The 18,566-nt window shown below is 59.5% G+C and carries 23 protein-coding genes; 8 read left to right on the forward strand and 15 right to left on the reverse strand.

Annotated features, from left to right (window positions below; translation table 11 throughout):
• Window positions 1-169: 169 nt before the first annotated feature.
• Complete coding sequence (locus ACZ0AZ_RS20510) at window positions 170-388, forward strand: hypothetical protein (RefSeq protein ID WP_129998470.1); 219 nt, start codon at window positions 170-172, stop codon at window positions 386-388.
• An 82-nt stretch (window positions 389-470) separates the two neighbouring features.
• On the opposite strand, the gene ACZ0AZ_RS20515 is transcribed toward ACZ0AZ_RS20510, so the two are convergent.
• From ACZ0AZ_RS20515 to xylA, 5 genes are all read right to left on the reverse strand, one after another.
• Window positions 471-653, reverse strand: a complete 183-nt coding sequence (locus ACZ0AZ_RS20515; RefSeq protein WP_129998471.1) for a hypothetical protein — start codon at window positions 651-653, stop codon at window positions 471-473.
• A gap of 44 nt (window positions 654-697) precedes the next feature.
• Window positions 698-1,834 (reverse strand): sugar ABC transporter permease, encoded by a 1,137-nt coding sequence (locus ACZ0AZ_RS20520; protein ID WP_039758960.1) that lies wholly within the window; start codon window positions 1,832-1,834, stop codon window positions 698-700.
• A complete protein-coding gene (gene xylG, locus ACZ0AZ_RS20525) occupies window positions 1,835-3,391 on the reverse strand; it encodes a D-xylose ABC transporter ATP-binding protein (RefSeq protein WP_463538009.1) in 1,557 nt (518 codons plus the stop codon). It lies immediately after the preceding gene.
• A 157-nt stretch (window positions 3,392-3,548) separates the two neighbouring features.
• On the reverse strand, window positions 3,549-4,550 hold the full coding sequence (xylF, locus tag ACZ0AZ_RS20530) for a D-xylose ABC transporter substrate-binding protein (protein WP_129998473.1): 1,002 nt from the start codon (window positions 4,548-4,550) through the stop codon (window positions 3,549-3,551).
• 147 nt (window positions 4,551-4,697) lie between these two features.
• Window positions 4,698-6,014 (reverse strand): xylose isomerase, encoded by a 1,317-nt coding sequence (gene xylA, locus ACZ0AZ_RS20535; RefSeq protein WP_039758954.1) that lies wholly within the window; start codon window positions 6,012-6,014, stop codon window positions 4,698-4,700.
• A gap of 175 nt (window positions 6,015-6,189) precedes the next feature.
• On the opposite strand from xylA, the gene ACZ0AZ_RS20540 reads away from it, so the two are divergent.
• A complete protein-coding gene (locus tag ACZ0AZ_RS20540; protein ID WP_016774329.1) occupies window positions 6,190-7,365 on the forward strand; it encodes a XylR family transcriptional regulator in 1,176 nt (391 codons plus the stop codon).
• 12 nt (window positions 7,366-7,377) lie between these two features.
• Here ACZ0AZ_RS20540 and ACZ0AZ_RS20545 read toward each other — a convergent pair whose 3' ends face one another.
• The gene (locus tag ACZ0AZ_RS20545) at window positions 7,378-8,544 is read right to left on the reverse strand and encodes an MFS transporter (RefSeq protein ID WP_463538010.1); all 1,167 of its coding nucleotides are present in this window, start codon (window positions 8,542-8,544) and stop codon (window positions 7,378-7,380) included.
• 95 nt (window positions 8,545-8,639) lie between these two features.
• Here ACZ0AZ_RS20545 and ACZ0AZ_RS20550 point away from each other — a divergent pair, with 95 nt between their 5' ends.
• Window positions 8,640-9,533: a LysR family transcriptional regulator gene (locus ACZ0AZ_RS20550; RefSeq protein ID WP_039758946.1), complete on the forward strand. Its 894-nt coding sequence runs from the start codon at window positions 8,640-8,642 to the stop codon at window positions 9,531-9,533.
• Between the two features lie 103 nt (window positions 9,534-9,636).
• Window positions 9,637-10,026, forward strand: coding sequence for a hypothetical protein (locus tag ACZ0AZ_RS20555; RefSeq protein WP_129998476.1), 390 nt, complete (start codon window positions 9,637-9,639; stop codon window positions 10,024-10,026).
• Between the two features lie 112 nt (window positions 10,027-10,138).
• Here the strand turns inward: ACZ0AZ_RS20555 and ACZ0AZ_RS20560 are convergent, their stop codons facing one another.
• Both ACZ0AZ_RS20560 and ACZ0AZ_RS20565 read right to left on the reverse strand, forming a co-directional pair.
• Window positions 10,139-10,654 carry a hypothetical protein gene (locus tag ACZ0AZ_RS20560; protein WP_039759025.1) on the reverse strand — a complete coding sequence of 172 codons (516 nt, stop codon included), beginning with the start codon at window positions 10,652-10,654 and terminating at the stop codon, window positions 10,139-10,141.
• Between the two features lie 72 nt (window positions 10,655-10,726).
• On the reverse strand, window positions 10,727-11,677 hold the full coding sequence (locus ACZ0AZ_RS20565) for an aromatic alcohol reductase (protein WP_129998477.1): 951 nt from the start codon (window positions 11,675-11,677) through the stop codon (window positions 10,727-10,729).
• Window positions 11,678-11,770: 93 nt separating this feature from the next.
• Between ACZ0AZ_RS20565 and ACZ0AZ_RS20570 the strand changes: the two genes are divergently transcribed.
• Window positions 11,771-12,229, forward strand: a complete 459-nt coding sequence (locus ACZ0AZ_RS20570) for a winged helix-turn-helix transcriptional regulator (RefSeq protein WP_186568978.1) — start codon at window positions 11,771-11,773, stop codon at window positions 12,227-12,229.
• A gap of 11 nt (window positions 12,230-12,240) precedes the next feature.
• Here the strand turns inward: ACZ0AZ_RS20570 and ACZ0AZ_RS20575 are convergent, their stop codons facing one another.
• Window positions 12,241-12,654: a PaaI family thioesterase gene (locus ACZ0AZ_RS20575; RefSeq protein ID WP_130888041.1), complete on the reverse strand. Its 414-nt coding sequence runs from the start codon at window positions 12,652-12,654 to the stop codon at window positions 12,241-12,243.
• A 132-nt stretch (window positions 12,655-12,786) separates the two neighbouring features.
• Between ACZ0AZ_RS20575 and ACZ0AZ_RS20580 the strand changes: the two genes are divergently transcribed.
• Window positions 12,787-13,242 carry an N-acetyltransferase family protein gene (locus ACZ0AZ_RS20580; RefSeq protein WP_463538011.1) on the forward strand — a complete coding sequence of 152 codons (456 nt, stop codon included), beginning with the start codon at window positions 12,787-12,789 and terminating at the stop codon, window positions 13,240-13,242.
• A gap of 7 nt (window positions 13,243-13,249) precedes the next feature.
• Here ACZ0AZ_RS20580 and ACZ0AZ_RS20585 read toward each other — a convergent pair whose 3' ends face one another.
• The 4 genes from ACZ0AZ_RS20585 to ACZ0AZ_RS20600 form a co-directional block, all read right to left on the reverse strand.
• Window positions 13,250-13,879, reverse strand: coding sequence for a DUF3885 domain-containing protein (locus ACZ0AZ_RS20585; protein WP_129998480.1), 630 nt, complete (start codon window positions 13,877-13,879; stop codon window positions 13,250-13,252).
• Window positions 13,880-13,927: 48 nt separating this feature from the next.
• Window positions 13,928-14,869, reverse strand: a complete 942-nt coding sequence (locus ACZ0AZ_RS20590) for an AraC family transcriptional regulator (RefSeq protein WP_129998481.1) — start codon at window positions 14,867-14,869, stop codon at window positions 13,928-13,930.
• A gap of 18 nt (window positions 14,870-14,887) precedes the next feature.
• Window positions 14,888-15,712 (reverse strand): oxidoreductase, encoded by an 825-nt coding sequence (locus ACZ0AZ_RS20595; protein ID WP_129998482.1) that lies wholly within the window; start codon window positions 15,710-15,712, stop codon window positions 14,888-14,890.
• Window positions 15,713-15,898: 186 nt separating this feature from the next.
• On the reverse strand, window positions 15,899-16,108 hold the full coding sequence (locus ACZ0AZ_RS20600; protein ID WP_042610215.1) for a hypothetical protein: 210 nt from the start codon (window positions 16,106-16,108) through the stop codon (window positions 15,899-15,901).
• Window positions 16,109-16,317: 209 nt separating this feature from the next.
• On the opposite strand from ACZ0AZ_RS20600, the gene ACZ0AZ_RS20605 reads away from it, so the two are divergent.
• Both ACZ0AZ_RS20605 and ACZ0AZ_RS20610 read left to right on the forward strand, forming a co-directional pair.
• Window positions 16,318-16,704 carry a MerR family transcriptional regulator gene (locus ACZ0AZ_RS20605; RefSeq protein ID WP_252885819.1) on the forward strand — a complete coding sequence of 129 codons (387 nt, stop codon included), beginning with the start codon at window positions 16,318-16,320 and terminating at the stop codon, window positions 16,702-16,704.
• Between the two features lie 70 nt (window positions 16,705-16,774).
• Window positions 16,775-17,167, forward strand: a complete 393-nt coding sequence (locus tag ACZ0AZ_RS20610; protein ID WP_016774346.1) for a carboxymuconolactone decarboxylase family protein — start codon at window positions 16,775-16,777, stop codon at window positions 17,165-17,167.
• 59 nt (window positions 17,168-17,226) lie between these two features.
• On the opposite strand, the gene ACZ0AZ_RS20615 is transcribed toward ACZ0AZ_RS20610, so the two are convergent.
• Both ACZ0AZ_RS20615 and ACZ0AZ_RS20620 read right to left on the reverse strand, forming a co-directional pair.
• Entirely contained in the window at window positions 17,227-18,228 is a 1,002-nt protein-coding gene (locus ACZ0AZ_RS20615) for an NAD(P)H-quinone oxidoreductase (protein ID WP_463538012.1), read from the reverse strand.
• A gap of 1 nt (window position 18,229) precedes the next feature.
• Window positions 18,230-18,562 (reverse strand): carboxymuconolactone decarboxylase family protein, encoded by a 333-nt coding sequence (locus ACZ0AZ_RS20620; protein ID WP_039758911.1) that lies wholly within the window; start codon window positions 18,560-18,562, stop codon window positions 18,230-18,232.
• Between the last annotated feature and the right edge of the window lie 4 nt (window positions 18,563-18,566).

Genomic DNA, 18,566 nt, shown 5'->3' on the forward strand with positions numbered 1-18,566 from the left:
AATTAGCAGCCGATACAACTAAGCTGGAACGCAAGTACAAGTAAGTCTGCGGGTTCTATTAATTAGGAAGCTTTGCAAACGAAGCGACAAATTGATTTTTTTTGTACAGATTTGAGTCGACTCATGTAATGGTTGATGACCCGATTGTGCCTTGACAGGAAGAAGGGCCATGGAAAACGACGACCTGCGTCAAACTTGTACAAATTGCAATAAGCTGTACAAAACCTCGCCGCAAGTAGAGCTTTACAAGGCAAGCGCCGGTCATGCGGGGCTTTGTGAGACCTGTCTCCAAACCGAACAGGAGCGGGTGATCGACGAGCGTTTGGCTCTGTGCGCGGCGAAGATGCTGGTGATTGATCGTCAGTTCAAGCCACCGGCGAAGCGCTGATGTCGTCGTCGGCTTTCAAGTAAAGCGGGGCGCCGGACTGCCGATGCCCCAGTTTTGGTTTGCCGTTTTTATTGACCAGCGTTCAAGCTCCTCGATTAATCAGCCACGCGAAAAACGCCAGGAACGGCGCCAATAAAACTGCACCGCCAATTACCACTGCCCAACCCGAGGCAAAGCCACGCTCACCCTTGAACCGCCCGCCGCTTAATAACCGCAGTACAAAAACGCCTGTGCGATGGGCCAGCAAATCAATAATGAAATCCATGTCATCACGGCTCCTTTGTGCATCTGACTTGCCAGTTCATTCATCTAACGCCGCGCCGTGCGCGTACTCACATCCACCCAGACCGCCAGCACCAGGATGCTGCCCTTGACGATCATCTGCCAGTAACTATCCACGTCGAGCATGGACATGCCGTTGTCCAGGCTGGTGATCACCAGCGCGCCGAGGAGGGCGCCGTAGACGGTGCCGGAGCCACCGCGCATGGAGGTGCCGCCGATGAAGCAGGCGGCGATGGCGTCGAGTTCGCCCATGCTGCCGGCCGAGGGCGAACCGGCGGCGAGGCGTGCGGTGTTGACCACGCCGGCGAGGGCGCACATCACGCCCATGATGCCGAAGATCCACAGCTTGACCGCTTGCACATTGATGCCTGACAGGCGCGTCGCTTCCATGTTGCTGCCGACCGAATAGACCCGGCGGCCGAACACGGTCTGGCTGGTGACGTAGCTGAACACACCGAGCAGAATCAGCAACAGCAGCACCGGCACGGGAATGCCGTCATAGCTGTTAAGGGTCTGGACGAAACCGGCCAGCACCGCGCCGATCACCAACACGCGCACAACATCACGCACCAGCGAATGCGCCGCCAGACCGTGCAGGGCGCGATTGCGTCGTTGTTTCCAGGTCAGAAAAATCGTCAGCACGAACAGCAGCACACCCAGGCCAGTGCCGATCGCGTGGGGCAGATAACCCTGGCCGACGTAGACCAGCTCCGGCGATACCGGGGCGATGGTGGTGCCGCCGGTGATCCCCAGCAGAATCCCGCGAAACGCCAACATCCCACCGAGGCCGACGATAAATGAGGGGATGCGCAAGTAGGCGGCCATGTAGCCATTGGCGAGGCCGATCATCAGGCCGCACAGGGCAACCAGACTGAGATTCGCCAGCAGCGGAATGTGATAGACCACGTCGAGAATCGCCGCGAGGCCACCCAGCAGGCCGAGCAATGAGCCCACCGACAAATCGATCTCGCCGCTGATGATCACCAGCACCATGCCGCAGGCAAGGATTCCGGTGATCGACATCTGCCGCAGCAGGTTGGAAAGGTTGCGCGGGGTGAGGAAGCCGCCCTCGGTCTGCCAGCTGAAGAACAGCCAGATCAGCACCACGGCGAATACCAGCGCGAGCATCTTGTAGCGGGTGAACAGTTGTTTGACCTGATTCATTTACGCGGTTTTCCGATCATTATTGTTATGGCTGCCCGGCTGACTGAGGGCGGCGGCGAGTACCTGTTCCTGGGTCAGCTCATGGTTGACGAAGTCGCCGCGCAACTGGCCTTCGCCGATCACCAATACGCGGTCGGACACGCCGAGCACTTCGGCCAGTTCCGATGAAACCATGATGATCGACACGCCTTCAGCGGCCAGCGCGCCCATCAACTTGTAGATTTCATACTTGGCGCCGACATCCACGCCTCGGGTCGGCTCGTCAAGAATCAGCACGCGCGGTTTGGCCAGCAGCATTTTCGCCAGCACGGCTTTCTGCTGGTTACCGCCCGACAGGCTGGTGATTGGCAAGGACGGACTTGCGGTCTTCAGATGCAGACGGGAGATTTCCCGGTCGATGCAGCCCAGTTCGGCTTCGGCATCGATGCGGGTCATTTTCGAATAACTCTCGAGCACGGCGAGGGTGATGTTCTGGCCGACGCCGAGATCCGGAATGATGCCTTGGCGCTTGCGATCTTCGGGCACCAGGCACAGGCCGGCGCGGATCGCTTTCAGCGGCGTGCGCGTGTCGATTGGCTGGCCGTCCAGCCAGACTTCGCCTTCCTGGCGGCCGGGGTAAGCGCCGAACAGTGCGGTGACCAGTTCGGTGCGGCCGGCGCCGACCAGCCCGGCAATGCCAAGAATCTCGCCGCGCTTGAGGCTGAAGGAAATGTCGTCGACCCGTTTGCGCTTGGGGTTGTCGACGTCGTAGCAAGTGATGTGGCGCGCCTCGAAAATCACCTCGCCAATCTCATGCGGCTCGCTGGGGTAGAGGTTGCTCATTTCGCGGCCGACCATCTGCGTGATGATCTGCGGAATGTCCATGTCCGCCATGGCGGTGGTGGCGATGTGTTTGCCGTCGCGGATCACCGAAATGGTGTCGCACACGGCGGCGACTTCATCGAGCTTGTGCGAGATGTAGACGCAGGCGACACCCTTGGCTTTGAGGTCGCGGATGATGTCGAGCAGCACTTCGATTTCCGAGCGGCTCAGGGCCGAGGAGGGCTCATCGAGGATCAGCAGACGCGCCTGTTTGTTCAGGGCTTTGGCGATTTCCACCAGTTGCTGATAACCGCCGCCGTACTGCGAAACCGGCAGCGAAACGTTCATGTCCGGCACTTTCAATTCACGCATCAACGCTTCGGCGCGGTGGATCATCGCCGGGTAGTTCATGCGCCCGCCGGGCAGCGTCAACTCATGGCCCATGAAGATGTTTTCCGCCACCGACAGATCGGGAACCAACGTCAGTTCCTGATGGATGATGACGATGCCGGCGGCCTCGGTTTCGCTGATCGATTGCGCCCGGAGCGGTTGCCCGTCCCAGAGGATTTCGCCGTCCCAGGTGCCATGCGGATAGACCGCCGAGAGGATCTTCATCAGCGTCGACTTGCCGGCGCCATTCTCGCCGCACAGGCCCACGCATTCACCGGGCCGGACCTTGATGTCGATACCGTTGAGCGCTTTGACACCGCCGAAGGTTTTGACGATGCCGTTCATTTGCAGCAGATAGTCGGACATGGAAAAGGCTCGTATACCAGGGACCTGAACACCACAAAGCCCTTGTGGGAGCGAGCTTGCTCGCGAAAGCGTCAGTTCAAGCAATGCATCGCTGACTGATACACCGCCTTCGCGAGCTAGCTCGCTCCCACAGGTCTGATCAAGATTTACGACCGGATCACTGCCCGGCAATCTGCGCCTTGGTGTAGAAGCCGTCCTGTTCGAGCAAATCGATGTTGTCCTTGGTCAACGGCGTTGGCGTGAGCAGGATGGTGTCGACCTTTTTGCTGCCGTTGTCGTACTGCGAGGTGTAGGCGGGTTTCTCGTTGCGTGCCAGTTGCACCGAGAGCTTGGCCGCTTCGGAGGCGATGAGTTTCAGCGGTTTGTACACGGTCATGGTTTGCGTGCCGGCGATCACGCGTTTGACCGCTGCGAGGTCGGCGTCCTGACCGGAAATCGGCACCTTGCCGGCCAGTTGTTGCGCGGCCAATGCCTGGATAGCGCCGCCAGCGGTAGCGTCGTTGGAGGCGACGATGCCGTCGATTTTGTTGTTGTTACGGGTCAGGGCGTTTTCGACGATGCTCAGCGCTTCGGTCGGGTTCCATTCCTTGACCCACTGCTGGCCAACGATCTTGATATCGCCCTTGTCGATGGCCGGTTGCAGCACTTTCATCTGGCCTTCACGGAGGATCTTGGCGTTGTTGTCGGTGGGCGCGCCACCCAGCAAGAAGTAATTGCCCTTGGGCGCTGCTTTCAGCACGCCGCCGGCCTGCATCTCGCCGACCTTTTCGTTATCGAAGGAAATATAGGCGTCGACATCGGCGTTGAGAATCAGCCGGTCGTAAGACACCACTTTGATCCCGGCTTTCTTCGCTTCGGCCACCGCGTTGGTCAGCACCGTGGCGTTGAACGGCACGATGACGATCACATCGACGCCGCGAGAGATGAGGTTTTCGATCTGTGAAATCTGCTTCTGCTCATTGGCGTCCGCCGATTGCACGAAGACTTTGGCGTCCATTTTTTCCGCCGCCGCGACGAAGTAATCGCGGTCGCGCGACCAGCGTTCCAGACGCAGGTCGTCAATGGAGAAACCGATTTTCGGGTGGGTGGCGTCGGCCATTACCGGCAGGGCCAACAACGCCAGGGCACTGGCCAACAGCGTACGTTTCAAGTTGTTCATGGTGGTGCGTCCTTTTATTTTTGTTGGAAAGACACGGCCTGACGATGAATCGGGCTGGTAGAACTGTAGAGAATCTGCCGACGCAGCAGGCACAGAATTGTCGTGCAATTGTCACAGCGTCGTTGCGTCGGCAGCCTCCCTTGGCGATCAGCGATACAGGTAACGGTTGACGATGTTTTCGAGCATTTCCTGGCGGCCACTGACGGCTTGAGGGTTCAGCTCGTTGGTGAACGCGTGCTCGGCCAGCGACTCGAGATTGAAGTCGCCCGCCATCACCGCCTGCCCGAACGGCTGACGCCAACCGGCGTAGCGTTGATCCTTGAGCACTTGCAGTTGATCGTTCTCGACCATCGCGGCGGCGCGTTCCAGCGACAGGGCGAGAACGTCCATGGCGCCGACATGGCCGTGGAACAGGTCGATCTCGTCGAGACTCTGCCGGCGCACCTTGGAGTCGAAGTTGAAGCCGCCATTCTTGAAACCGCCGGCCTTGAGGATTTCATAGGTCGCCAGGGTCATTTCTTCGACGCTGTTGGGGAACTGGTCGGTGTCCCAGCCGTTTTGTGGATCGCCACGGTTGGCGTCGATGCTGCCGAAAATACCCAGCGATGCAGCCGTGGCAATTTCGTGATGGAAGCTGTGGCCGGCCAGGGTCGCGTGGTTGGCTTCGATGTTGACCTTGATTTCCTTCTCCAGGCCGTACTGCTGGAGGAAGCCGAACACCGTGGCGCTGTCGTAATCGTATTGGTGCTTGGTCGGCTCCTGCGGCTTGGGTTCGATCAGCAGATCGCCGGTGAAACCGATCTTGTGCTTGTGCTCGACCACCATGCGCATGAAGCGCCCGAGTTGTTCGCGCTCGCGTTTCAGATCGGTGTTGAGCAGGGTTTCGTAGCCTTCACGACCACCCCACAGCACGTAGTTGGAACCTTTGAGCCGATGGGTCGCGTTCATCGCGCTGAACACTTGCGCGGCGGCGCAGGCGAACACTTCCGGGTCCGGATTGCTCGCGGCACCGGCGGCAAAACGTGGATTGCTGAAGCAGTTGGCGGTGCCCCAGAGCAGCTTGATGCCGCTCTGTTCCTGATGTTGCTCAAGGCGGTCGACCATTTGCGCGAAGTGTTCGCGGTACTCCTTCAGCGAGTTGCCTTCGGGGGCGACGTCCGTGTCGTGAAAGCAGTAGTAATCGATGCCCAGTTTACTGAAGAACTCGAACGCGGCTTCAGCCTTGCCAATGGCCAGTTGCATCGGCTCGCCGCTGCGTTGCCATGGGCGTTTGAAGGTGCCGGCACCGAACACATCGGAGCCCGGCCAGACGAAGGTGTGCCAGTAGCACGCGGCCATGCGCAGGTGTTCGCGCATGGGTTTGCCGAGGATCAGCTTGTCGGCGTCGTAGTGGCGGAAAGCGAGGGGCGAATCACTGTTCGGGCCTTCGTAGCGAACCGGCTCGATATTGGGGAAGTACTGCATGGACCTTGTCCTTGTTGTTCTTGGCGGTGTCTCGATACTAGCAACGGCCCCGTGCCCGCTGATTATGAAAAACCTCAACTGCGAGTGCGATTTTGCGTATTGAGCTTCAGCGCGCGCAGGCCTAGTCTGTGTCCATCGTCGCCGTGACGAGGCGACCCGGAACAGCCTAAAAACAATGAAAAGCCTACCGCCCGTGCACCGCATCGCCCTGTTGTTCAACGGCAGCAAGATCTACGACCGTGGAATCATCAGCGGTATCGGCAACTACCTGAGCAGCACCCGCGCTTCCTGGGACCTGTTTCTGGAAGAGGACTTTCTCTGCCGCTTGAAAGGCATCGAGCGCTGGCAGGGTGACGGGATCATTGCCGATTTCGACGATCCGCTGATCGGCGAGGCGCTGGCCGACATTCATTTGCCGGTGGTAGCGGTGGGCGGTTCCTACGAGGATGCACGCGCCTATCCGAAAGCGATTCCCTACGTTGCCACTGACAACAACGCATTGATCACGCTGGCTTACTCGCATCTGGTCGAGGCGGGGTTGCAGCGCTTTGCCTGTTTCAGCTTGCCGGAGGCACAAGCCAATCGCTGGGCGCAGGAGCGGGAAAAGGCCTTTCGCAAACTGATGCAGCGCGACGGCCTGCACGCTGAGATCTATCGCGGCATGGGCACCAGCGCGCCGCTCTGGGACAGCGCCGTCGAACAACTGATCGCCTGGCTGCACAGCCTGCCCAAACCGATCGGCATCATTGCCGTCAGCGACGCCCGCGCCCGCCAGTTGCTGCAAGCCTGCCTGACCGCCGGCATTGCCGTGCCGGAGCAGGTCGCGCTGATCGGCATCGACAACGACCCGCTGACCCGCAGCCTGACCCGTGTGCCGCTGAGTTCGGTGATTCAGGGCACCGAAACCATGGGCCGGACCGCTGCGCAATTGCTGCACCAGATGCTCCACGGCATGCCGTCCACCGGTACGCAAATCCTGATTCCGCCTGACGCGGTCAACGTGCAGGTGTCGAGTCTGCATCAACCATTGGGCAATCCCTACGTCATGCAAGCGCTGCTGTTCATCCGCCAATATGCCTGTCAGGGCATCAAGACCGCGCAAGTCGCGGCCTATGTCGGCGTGTCGCGCTCATCGCTGGAAGCGCATTTTCGCGCCGAGCGCGGATGCAGTGTGCATGACGAAATTCTGCGTTTCAAACTGGCGGCGGCTACCAGCGGTTTGAAGAACACCGATGCGGCGATTGCCGACATTGCCCAGGCCTGCGGCTTCAAATCGGCGCAATATCTGCACACGGTGTTCCGTCGCGAGTTCGGCTGCACGCCCCGCGAATATCAGCAGGGCGGGGCGTAGCGCTGCGAAGACTTACGCCAGCGCAGCGGCACTGGCTCTGGAGCGCCAGGCGAACGTCAGCACCATCAGCAGGCCCAGACCAGCCATCGCCGCGCCGGCCAGGGAAATCGCTGGATAACCCAGCCCGGCATTGATCACCGCGCCACCCAGCGCCGCGCCGATCGCGTTGCCGAAATTGAAGGCACCGATGTTCACCGCCGAAGCCAGATTCGGCGCGTCCTTGGCCGCTTCCATCACGCGCATCTGCAGCGGCGGCACCAGAGCGAAGCTGGCGATACCCCAGATCAGAATGGCCACGGCGGCCGGCAGCGGCCAGCGCATCAGCACCGTAAATGCGAGCAACACCACGATCAATGCGCTCAGCGACACGATCAGGGTGCGGTCGATCGAGCGGTCGGCGGCCTTGCCACCCCACATGTTGCCCAGCGTCAAACCGATTCCGAACAACACCAGCATGGCGGTGATGAACGCGGCGGAGGCGTGCGTCTCGCTGCTGAGAATCGGCGCGATGTAGGTGAACACGGTGAACATCGCACTCGAGCCGACCACGGTCAGGGCCAGCGCGGCCAACACCGGACCGCGGCCCAATACACGTATTTCCGCCAATGCACCGGCGCCTTGCTCTGCTTTCAGGTTGGGCAGGGCGAACCACAAGGCGACCATGGTCAGCAGACCGAGGCCGGTAATGCCCCAGAACGCCGTGCGCCAGCCGAACAGCTCACCAAACCAGGCCGCCAGCGGCACACCGCCGATAGTCGCCAACGTCAGGCCCATGAACATCGCCGCCACGGCGCCGGCACGTTTTTCCGGCGCGACCACGCTGGCGGCGACCACGGAGCCGACCCCAAAGAATGCGCCGTGATTGAGCGAGGTGATCACCCTGGCGACCATCAGGCTGGAGTAATCGGTGGCCAGCGCCGACATCAGATTGCCCAAGGTAAAAATCGCCATCAGCCCGATCAGCAGATAGCGCCGGGGGATCTTGCCAGTGGTCAGGGTCATCAGTGGTGCGCCGAGCAGCACGCCCAAGGCGTAGGCACTGACCAGCAACCCCGCAGCGGGAATGGAAACGCCGAGATCGGCGGCGATGCCGGGCAACATGCCCATCGGCGCGAACTCGGTGACGCCGATGCCAAAGGCGCCGACGGCAAGTGCAACAAGTGGTGGATTGATACGCATGGAAAGTCTCCTCATCTATGCCGCCAATGCTACGATCCATCGTTTTCAGGCGGTAGATGGCGATTTTGGTAATCACCTTTGCGTAAGAGGCACGAATGGACTTCAACGGCAGATCAGGGGAAATGAGCGTGTTCGTCACCGTGGCGCAGGAGGGCAGCCTCTCAGCGGCTGCGCGTGCGCTGGGGCTGACGCCTTCGGCAGTCAGTCGGATCATCGCCCGCGCCGAACAGCGACTCGGCACTCGGCTGTTGCTGCGCACGACCCGCGCGCTGACGTTTACCGCCGAGGGCGAGGCCTTCCTGCGCGGTGCCCGGAGGATTCTGGCCGACATGGACGAGGTGGAAGGGGCCATCACCGACCAAGGCGTACCCAAGGGCCGCTTGCGTGTCAGTGCCGCCCTTGGCCATGGACGGCTGACCATTGTGCCGCTGGTCGCAGCCTTCACCGCCCGCTACCCGAACATCGTCGTCGACCTCAGCCTTGGCGACGAAGTCGTCGACATCCTCGCCGGTCAGGCGGACGTCGCCATCCGCTTCGGCCATCTGCCGGACAGCCCACTCACCGCCCGCCGGCTCGGCCACACCGGCCAGGTCGTGGTGGCATCGCCCGACTATCTGCAACGTCATGGCACGCCTCAGCAACCCGAAGACCTGCTCAAGCACAACTGCCTGCGCTTCAACTTCCGCCGCGCCGAAGCCAACTGGCCGTTTATCCGCGACGGCAAGGAGTTCTCACTGAAAGTCAGCGGCAACATCGAATGCAGCAGCGGCGAAGCACTGGCCCAGTTCGCCAGACTCGGCGCCGGAATTGCGCGGATTGGCGAGTTCACCGTCAGGGAAGATTTGCAGCGCGGCACGCTGATCCCGCTGCTGCAAACGTTTAACCCGGGCGATGAGGAACCGATTCATGCGGTGTTCGTCGGCGGCGCGGCGATGCCGGTGCGGGTGCGGTTGTTTGTGGATTTTTTGCTGGAGCAGCATCGGATGTAAGAGGTGGCGTCTTTTCATCGGATCTGATTCTTTGCACGCAAATGCAATCATATTGCGATCATTTGCAACTCTTCATTTTTCAGTCTGAATACTGTGAGTACCGATGTTCGTGAAAACGCTGACTGGGTTGCTTGTCTTATTGGTTTGCGGAGTGCTGGGCGCTTGCGGAAAAACAGACCGTTTTGCCGACGGCTGGGATCAAGGCGGCAACCTGCATGACGTGAGTCTGCGCGAGTGGGCCTTTGCAACCGATGCCAACCGGCTTGCCAGTGCTGCCGATTTTGTCCGGGAATTTATTCCGGCGTTGCCAGCAGTGTCTTTGCCGCTTGCGAGCGCCCTGGTTGAAAAGTGTCTGACCGAGAGTGCGTATATAGCCGCTATCGAGGAGATTGGGGTGCGAAGCAGAATTGAACCCTGTATTGAATATGCTCAACAAACCGCCCAGAGCCTCGCGCAGGAATATGCCAAGCGCCAGGGTGTTTCCAGCCAGTAAACGGTCGCCAGCGAAGTATTGTCGAGTGTCGGCTCCCAGTTACAAAGGGCCACCGCAGAATGATGGACCAGGATGTTCTTTACTGGGCGCCGAGCGAGACAGGTTGTTGTTTTCACTCGACGAATCTGAGGCATGCAAAAGCGGTTTTGATACGCAGTTGCTTGATGGGTTCGATGCTTTCCTGAGATCCGATTTTTTTGACTACGCCCAGGCCGCAGTATTGTTGATTGAAGGTGAAGATCGGGAGAAGGCCAGCCTTGGGTTCAGTCCAGTAGCCCGACTTCAACGTATAGCTGGCCCCAGCCTGAGGGGTGAAAGAGAAGGGTATCTGGCAAAACTTTCCACCAACTGTTTGCCGGTAAGTCAAAACCAGCTCTTTGTCGACAGCTACCGGCGATTGGATAAAACCCTCGGTATAGGGCAAAGGCGTGAAGCCTGCGTAACATCCCGATTCGTTGAAGGTCATCGCATCGAGGTTAGTGCCGCTTTCATATTTAAGCCTGACCGTCGCCGAGGGTTCATCCTGCCGGGGAAATTGATACTGTTTACCCTGAAACAGTGAAGTACAACCGCTAAGTGCCAATGCTCCAGCCAAAAGCGTCAAACCAAATCTGCCATTCCCGTACATGTACTGCTCCTGGATACCATCGGACTTTTCAGAAGCAGATGATACCGAAAAGTGGCCACATGCTACTAAGCTTTACGAGGTTGCAGACAGCCCAAGATTTTCCCTCGCCCACTGCTCAGCCGTCGTGACCTGAATCGCCCGCTGCTCATTGAACGTGCCTGCTTTAGGCCACGCCACACCTCGACCTTGGGCAAACACCGCGCGGTATTTTTTGATGTGGTGAGTGGGGTCTTTTTCCAGTTCCTGCATCAGGTGCGGCACTGTCCAGACGTTACGCTTGAAGGGCCGTCCGAGCACGCGTTCGAGAAGGCCCGCGACCTGTTCATAGGTCAGCGTGTCGCCCGACAGATACACGATCTCGTTGCGAAAACGCGGTTCGAAGAAAACGATTTCTGCGGTCAGCTTGCCGATGTCGTCCGGGGTCGTGAGCGTCACACTGGTGTCCAGGCTGCCCAAGGCGTTAACGGTGGCGTTGTCGAAATCAACGACTTCAAATACTGGCTCAAACAGGAAGCTGGTAAACATGCCGGTCGAGATGATCACCCATTCGGTTTTGTCCTGCGCGCGCAGCAGTTCGCGCACGTCGAGTTGAGCATCGAACAGATCCTGCGGACTGCCCCGGCCGATCACCTCGAAATCCACGCCAAACTGCCAGGGAAAGTAGCGTTTGATGCCGGACTTGAGAGCAGCGGTCGCCAGCTTCATCGGCGTCTCGCGACCAGCCACCATGCCGGCGCAGCCGATGACGGTATCGAAAGGTGCGAAGACTTCGGCCAGTTGGTCGATCGAATCGTTGACCAGATCTGCCGCCACCATCTGCACGCCGAGACGGCGCAGTTCATCGATTTCGGATTTCTTTGCCGGCACCTGACTGTCGATCGTCGAGGCCCTGAGCAGGACGCTGATCGTGCTGCCAGGCGAGCGCTTTGCCACTCGCGCAAGGTTGCGCAAAACCGGCAGGCCGAGCTCGCCTGCGCCCAGGACGAGAACGGATTGCGCGGAAGGGTGGTTCGATTCGGTCATGATGTCTCCTCAGATCTGCATGTAAGATCGGCAAATGCTGGCACGATCGGGCAGCACTCAGAAGAAGGCACACGCGTGATACCAGGTAAAGAAATGACTGATCAGCAAGCGCTCAGTGAGGCAGAAGCAATCTGCCAGACGCTCAGACGAGACGATGATGGCGTGCGCCGCGAAGTGCTTGCGCACGCCGGTAGTCGCTGGTCTTTGGGCATCCTGCATGCCTTGGGGGTGTACGGCACGATGCGCCATGCCGAGCTCAAACGGCAGATGACCGGCGTGACTCAGCGCATGTTGACCAAAACCCTGCGTGCGCTGGAACGCGACGGCCTGCTGACCCGGCGCGAGCTCGACCAGGTGCCGCCGCACGTCGAGTACGAGCTGACGCCATTGGGCATGGGCTTGCTGGTGCGGATGTCGCCGATCTGGACTTGGGTGGTGGAAAACGTCGAGGGTTTCCGCCAAGCGCGACGCACGTTCGATAGCCAGATCGGCAAGAAACCCTCATGGCAAATTCCAGTGCCAGCGCGGGATGATTCTGAAGCGTCAGACTGAGGTTTCGCGCTCTAGCTCAGCGGCACGGCGAACACGGCACTGGCGCGCGCGACCGTTCGCTCTCCGACGTGCAGACTGACACCAGCAAACGCCAGTTGACGGCCCTTTTTGGAGTGCTCGAGACGCACTTCGAGCCACTCGTTGATTTGCACCGCACCGAGATAATCCAGGGTCATGCTCGCCGTGATCAACGGCTGCGGCGGATCGCTGGAGAAAGCCATGGCGTAGCCCATGCCGACATCGGCCAAAGTCGCCAATACACCACCATGCAAAGTGCCGCGACCATTGGCGTGGCGGGAGTCAGTCAGCAAGCCCAGTTCCAATTGCAGGCCGTGGCCTCTGGCGTAGATCGGGCCGAGCAGATCCAGCAACGGACTGCTGCGGGTGAATGGAGTGAAACCTTCGGGAATGGCCGTGGTGTTCATGTTCCCATCCTGATGCAGGTGGCTGACCTGTTGGATTGGGCGGGGAATCGCAGAAGGAGGCAAGCACTATGCGCATGGGGAATTTGCTGCGATAAGTGCTGTACACGGAGCGGACAAGCAAGGAGTTACTGGGTGGATATTCAAATTCACATTGCGAGGGATGCGGATGCATCGGCTATCAGTGAAACGATCATCAAGACGCTCCGTGAGAGCAATGCTCGCGACTATCCACCCGATATCATTGATCGAGTGATTGAAAGTTTTTCGCCCTCGAAGATCCTTCGTTTTTTGACTGAGCGTCAGGTGCTGGTCGCTACGCTCGACAGTCAAATCGTCGCAACGGCAAGTCTCGATCAAAACATTGTTCGAAGCGTATTTGTCGACCCGGACTTTCAAGGAATGGGTGTTGGAAGACAGCTGATGAAGAGCATTCAATCACTCGCCATGGACACAGGTTTCAATCTGCTGCGCGTTCCTTCCTCAGTCACCGCAGAAGGCTTCTATGCTTCGCTCGGCTTCGAGAAAATCAGAGATGAGTTTCATCAGACGGAGCGCACGATCATCATGGCGAAGAAGTTGAAACGATAGCGTTCACCTAACGTTTAAGCCTGCCGAATGTGGCTGCCATCGCTGCCCGGTCATGGTCGAGCAACCAGGCATGATGTCGTTGATAAAGCTGCAAAAGTAGTTCGGTGTTGGCTCCAACCACGTCCATGCCTCGGTCGTCATAGGGAAAGACGATGACTCGCTTGGGCAGATTGAACAGGTAGACAGCACAGTTCGCACGCGGTTGGATATCGGCGAAATCCTTGGCCAATGCGCACCAGAGTAATGCTTGAATGCTCGCCATAGACGCTTCGAAGGCGACGTTGACCCAGTATTCCGGTTCTTCCTCGGTGAACCATTCCTCGTTGTCTATTTCTTCGCTCCAGATGCACAGCTCTGATGGAGTATCGATGCCAGCAGATTTAAGGGTGCGAAGAGTGCTGCGGTGGGCGAATCGATTGCGACCGGAATGAATGCGCAGGCATGCGACAAACGATGCGTCCCCTTGGAAAATGTCGCCGCAGATGGTTATGGATTTGCGCATAGCGGTCAGGAATTGCTCGATCATTCCGCCCGTTTCGGAGAGTTCGAAACGCAATCCTCCCGGCCAGGAATAGAAAAGCGGGCGGGCGAATGCCTGGGGTCCAAATGCGTTTTCGATCTCAGCTCTCAGATTCACTTTCTTCCCTTCTATGTGGATTTCTGTTTGTTCAAGACGCGGGTGAAGTCAGTGCGAAGACACAAACGGCGAAGCAGTCGTCGGTGCCGGCAGCGCATAGGCCTGTTTCATCCACGCAACTTCCGCCAGGGGTGTGCGGCCGAATAGGCGTTTGAAGTCGCGGCTGAATTGCGAGGCGCTTTCGTAACCGACCAGAAATGCCGATTTTGCCGCGGTCAGGTCGTTACGCAGCATCAGCAATCGCGCCTGGTGCAGCCGCGTCGACTTCAGGTACTGCATCGGCGAAGAGTCGGTAACTTTGCGAAAGTGCAGATGAAAATTCGGCACGCTCATCTGCGCTTCTTCGGCCAGGGTTTCTACGTCGAGATGTTGGTGATAGCAACTGTGGATCTTGTGGATGGCGCGCGTCACTTTGCCGAACTGGCCCTGTTGGGCGATGGCGGCGCGCAGGGTGCCGCCTTGTTCGCCGGTGAGGATGCGGTAGTAGAGCTCGCGCAGCATCGCCGGGCCGAGGATTTGCGCGTCGGCATCGTTGCTCATCACTTCAAGAAAACGCAGGGTTGACCGGCGTAGCGGTTCATCCAGAGGCGAGGCGTACATGCCCATCGGCTGCGCTCTGGGGAAATCCCACAGTTCATCGACCTGCTGAATTAGCTCACCGGCCAGGGCGAAATTCAGACGCATGTACACCGCTAGCATCGGCTCGGCTTCGCTGGCGTCGGTTTCCATGGTGAAGGGTACCGGCACCGACACCACCAGATAGTGCTGAGCGTCGTAGACGTAGATTTCATCGCCGAGATAACCGCGTTTACGCCCCTGACAGAGGATGACGATGCCCGGTTCGTACAACACCGGCGTGCGGGTCAGCGGTCGGTTGGAGCGCAGGAAACGCACAGCGTCCAGCTGGCTGAGGTTGTAACCCTCCAGCGGGGCGAGCTGGCTCATTAGCTGGACCATGCGCGTTGTGAGCGGGTCTTTCGGTTTCCGCATTGAGGTTCTCCTCGTTGCTCAGCCATCCGTCGAGCGGCTAAGCGCTGCCCATTGCTCAATACTCTCCGCCGTCAGCTGCAACTTGTCACGCACCAACGCCAGAGCATCACTGCCAAGCAGCAGGTGGGCCGGCGGGTTTGGACTGTCGATAATCGCAAGCATGGCCCGTGCAGCTTTCAGCGGATCGCCCAGCTGATGGCCGCTTTTCTCCTCCCGGGCCTTGCGCACCGGATCGAAGCTTGCGTCGTAGTCACTGATGCTACGCGGCGTGCGCTGCATCGAGCGGCCTGCCCAGTCGGTGCGAAATGACCCCGGCGCCACAGCGGTGACAAAAATATTGAAGGGCGCAAGCTCTTTGCTCAAGGTGTCGGAGATGCCCTCAAGCGCAAACTTGCTGCCGCAGTAGTACGCGATCCCGGGCATGGTGATATGGCCGCCCATCGAAGTGATATTGAGGATATGCCCCGCGCGGCGCTGGCGGAAATACGCGACGAAAGCCTTGGTCACCGCCACTGCGCCAAACACGTTGACGTCGAATTGGCGGCGCATTTCCTCCAGCGATGACTCTTCGAAAATCCCCTCATGGCCATAACCTGCGTTGTTGACCAGCACGTCCACCGGGCCGTGACGATCCTCCACTGCCGCAACCACCCCATTGATGGCATCGAAATCGGTAACGTCCAGCAGCACCCCATGAGCGCGCTCGGGCGACAGCGCTTCGAAAGCTGCCAGCGCGGATTCACTGCGCACTGTGCCGATAATCCGGTGACCTTGAGCGAGCGCTTCCTTGGCCAGCGCCTGGCCAAAGCCGCTGCTGACACCGGTGATGAAAAGGGTCTTCATGGATCTGTACTCCAGCAGGCGATTGGAGAGTCCATGCTAGGACGGATAACGCTGTTGGACTATGCCGGATCGGATCGAAGTATTGCCTGTTCCTATCAATAGGGTTTTCCAGGTCTTGCCTCAAGAAACGGAAAAGTCCTGCGGGTTTCAAACCCGCAGGACTTTTCTTGTCTCGGCAGCACGCGCTTAGGCTGCGCGACGACCCGGGGTGCGGTCCGAACCATCAGCGGCGAGAGCCTCACCCAGTGGGGTGCGGTCAGAACCGTCGGCAGCAACAGTCTGCTGTGGTTCGCTGACCTGGGTGAAGAAACGATCTTCCTGATTGCTCGGTACGGCGAATGCGCTGGCGCTGAGGGCGAAGGTGGCGACGGCGATCAGTTGGCTTACAGTTTTCATGGCGGTGACTCCGGTCAAATTTCGATTGAGGTCCGGGTCGTTCAGATCAGTCTCTGGTTAACCCGTTGCAGTGGTGTGTTCTGCATGGGTTCAGATTAGGGGGCAGGGCGGTGTCGGCGTTAGGCGGATACTGTCGGCGATTTGCCTGATTCTGCTCGATGGAAAATAGCCATTGACTTAGAGCGCGCTCTAACCTTTACGGTGATTGCATGAATCCAGAACTGACAATTTCAAAGTTGGCCAAGCGCCTTGATTTGAGCGCTCACACGATCCGCTATTACGAGCGCATCGGGCTGTTCGATCCGGTTGGGCGCGGTGGCAATGGCCACCGGGTATACACCGAGAAGGATGTGCTGTGGGCCGAGTTTCTGCTCCGGCTGAAGGCGACCGGAATGCCGATCCAGCAAATGCTGCGGTATGCCGAATTGCGTCGATCAGGCGACTCGACCCTGGCAGAACGCCGCGAACTTCTCGAGCAGCATCGCCGGGACGTGCAAGCGCAGATCAGCCAGTTGAGCCAATCCCTGGAGGTTCTGGATAACAAGATTCAGATCTATCACCAACTCGAGCAAAAGGAGCATCACCATGATCCGTAAACTTCCCGGTTTCAATCGTTTGCTGTCCGCCACATTGATCGGCGCCAGCGTGACCAGTGTCGCAGCGCCCGTGGAGATGACTGATCGTCGAGCGCGCGGAGAAGCCGCTCTGACGCAGATTACTGGCGGACCTGGTCAGGCAGTGGTTGATTCATTGAAGGATACTGCTCCAGAGCTTGCGGACTGGATTCTGAGTTTTGCCTACGGCGATGTCTTCGCCCGCCCCGGGCTCGATCACTGCACTCGTGAGCTGGCAACCGTTGCGGCATTGACCGCACTGGGCAACGCACAGCCACAACTGAAAGTGCATATCGGCGGTGCCCTTAACGTCGGGTGCACACCGGAGGCGGTGGTCGATGTGATCTTGCAAATGACCGTATACGCAGGATTTCCCAGCGCCTTGAACGGTATAACGGCTGCGCGTGAAGTCTTTGCTGCTCGCGGGATCAGTGTTAAGTCTTGAGTGCGCTGGCCGCTGACCTTGCAACAGGACGGTGCAAGGCCAGATTTGATCGACCGGCCTTAACGCAAATCCTCGGGCTGCATCGTCAGAATAATCTTCCCGACATTCTGCGAAGACTCCATCCGCCGATGGGCATCGGCTGCGCGGGATAGCGGGAAGGTGCTGTCCACCACCGGTTCCAGACTCGCAGCGCCGGCGAAGCGTTCCAGCCAGTGGTCGCGAAAGCGCTGGATCATCGCGTGCTTCTCCGGCTGGGTGCGCGACTTCATCACCGTGCCGATGATTTGCAGGTGCCGGTAGAGGATGTGCTCCAGCTCCACGTCGACCTTGCCGCCGCCGCCAAGAATGCCGACCTGCACCAGGCGACCACCGTGGGCCAGCGAGGCGATGTTGCGGGCGAAGTAGGGCGCGCCGATGAAGTCGATGATCACGTCGACGCCGCGCCCGTTGGTTTTGTCGGCGATGACTGCGGCGAAATCCTCGGTTTTGTAGTCGATGGCCACGTCGGCGCCCAGGTGCTCGACGCGCGACAGCTTGCTGCCTTCGGTGGTCGCGTACACCGTGGCGCCGGTGGCGTAGGCCAGTTGTACGGCAGCGGAGCCGACGCCGCCGGCGGCGGCATGGATCAGCACCGAGTCACCTGACTTGAGTCGGGCCAGGTGCAGCATCGCTTCGTGGGCGGTGACAAACACTTCGGGAATCGCCGCTGCGTGCACATAGTCGAGCTGTGCCGGAATCGGCATGGCCATGCGGTAGTCGATGCGCGCCAGTTCGGCGTAGGCGCCGCCGCCGACCACGCCCATCACCCGTTCGCCGACGGCGAATCCGCTCACTTCGCTGCCGGTCTCGAGCACTTCCCCGGCAATCTCCAGACCGATGATCAACGAGTCGCCGAAGTTGGCATGGCCGTAGCCGCCGGTTCGGTGCGTCAGGTCGGCACGGTTCACGCCGGCCGCGTAGACGCGCACCAGCAGGTCGGTCGGGCGTACTTCAGGATTGGGCGCTTCGCCGAGTTGCAGCACTTCTGCCGAACCGAATGCTTTCAGGTTGATGGCTTTCATCTCAGCGTTGCTCCGTGTCGGCAAGGGTGGCATTGGCGATGGCCGAGGCGGTGATGGCGCCCGGAAAACCGACGTAAAAGGCCAGGTGAGTGATCGCCGCCGCCAGTTCTTCATGGCTCACGCCATTGCTGACAGCGCGGCGCAGGTGCGCGGGCAATTCTTCACAGTGGCCGCCGGCAATCAGCGCAGCGACAGTGATCAGACTGCGCTCGCGGGGTGCCAAGGCGGGGTCACTCCAGATCTGCGGGTACAGCGTTGAGTCAACGAATTGCGCCAGTTTCGGGGTGAAGGCGCGGGCGGCTTCGCGCGGGCTGCTGAAATCGATAGTCGACATGGAA

Source organism: Pseudomonas sp. AC239 (assembly GCF_979258545.1).

Bases quoted from the DNA above. Each gene is read 5' to 3' on its own strand.
- ACZ0AZ_RS20555 (WP_129998476.1), top strand. From the start codon at position 9,637: ATGTTCGTGAAAACGCTGACTGGGTTGCTTGTCTTATTGGTTTGCGGA.
- ACZ0AZ_RS20565 (WP_129998477.1), bottom strand. From the start codon at position 11,677: ATGACCGAATCGAACCACCCTTCCGCGCAATCCGTTCTCGTCCTGGGC.
- ACZ0AZ_RS20510 (WP_129998470.1), top strand. From the start codon at position 170: ATGGAAAACGACGACCTGCGTCAAACTTGTACAAATTGCAATAAGCTG.
- ACZ0AZ_RS20575 (WP_130888041.1), bottom strand. From the start codon at position 12,654: ATGAACACCACGGCCATTCCCGAAGGTTTCACTCCATTCACCCGCAGC.
- ACZ0AZ_RS20560 (WP_039759025.1), bottom strand. From the start codon at position 10,654: ATGTACGGGAATGGCAGATTTGGTTTGACGCTTTTGGCTGGAGCATTG.
- xylA (WP_039758954.1), bottom strand. From the start codon at position 6,014: ATGCAGTACTTCCCCAATATCGAGCCGGTTCGCTACGAAGGCCCGAAC.
- ACZ0AZ_RS20570 (WP_186568978.1), top strand. From the start codon at position 11,771: ATGACTGATCAGCAAGCGCTCAGTGAGGCAGAAGCAATCTGCCAGACG.
- ACZ0AZ_RS20615 (WP_463538012.1), bottom strand. From the start codon at position 18,228: ATGAAAGCCATCAACCTGAAAGCATTCGGTTCGGCAGAAGTGCTGCAA.
- ACZ0AZ_RS20545 (WP_463538010.1), bottom strand. From the start codon at position 8,544: ATGCGTATCAATCCACCACTTGTTGCACTTGCCGTCGGCGCCTTTGGC.
- ACZ0AZ_RS20590 (WP_129998481.1), bottom strand. From the start codon at position 14,869: ATGCGGAAACCGAAAGACCCGCTCACAACGCGCATGGTCCAGCTAATG.
- ACZ0AZ_RS20600 (WP_042610215.1), bottom strand. From the start codon at position 16,108: ATGAAAACTGTAAGCCAACTGATCGCCGTCGCCACCTTCGCCCTCAGC.
- ACZ0AZ_RS20515 (WP_129998471.1), bottom strand. From the start codon at position 653: ATGGATTTCATTATTGATTTGCTGGCCCATCGCACAGGCGTTTTTGTA.
- ACZ0AZ_RS20605 (WP_252885819.1), top strand. From the start codon at position 16,318: ATGAATCCAGAACTGACAATTTCAAAGTTGGCCAAGCGCCTTGATTTG.
- ACZ0AZ_RS20620 (WP_039758911.1), bottom strand. From the start codon at position 18,562: ATGTCGACTATCGATTTCAGCAGCCCGCGCGAAGCCGCCCGCGCCTTC.
- ACZ0AZ_RS20550 (WP_039758946.1), top strand. From the start codon at position 8,640: ATGGACTTCAACGGCAGATCAGGGGAAATGAGCGTGTTCGTCACCGTG.
- ACZ0AZ_RS20595 (WP_129998482.1), bottom strand. From the start codon at position 15,712: ATGAAGACCCTTTTCATCACCGGTGTCAGCAGCGGCTTTGGCCAGGCG.
- ACZ0AZ_RS20520 (WP_039758960.1), bottom strand. From the start codon at position 1,834: ATGAATCAGGTCAAACAACTGTTCACCCGCTACAAGATGCTCGCGCTG.
- xylG (WP_463538009.1), bottom strand. From the start codon at position 3,391: ATGTCCGACTATCTGCTGCAAATGAACGGCATCGTCAAAACCTTCGGC.
- xylF (WP_129998473.1), bottom strand. From the start codon at position 4,550: ATGAACAACTTGAAACGTACGCTGTTGGCCAGTGCCCTGGCGTTGTTG.
- ACZ0AZ_RS20540 (WP_016774329.1), top strand. From the start codon at position 6,190: ATGAAAAGCCTACCGCCCGTGCACCGCATCGCCCTGTTGTTCAACGGC.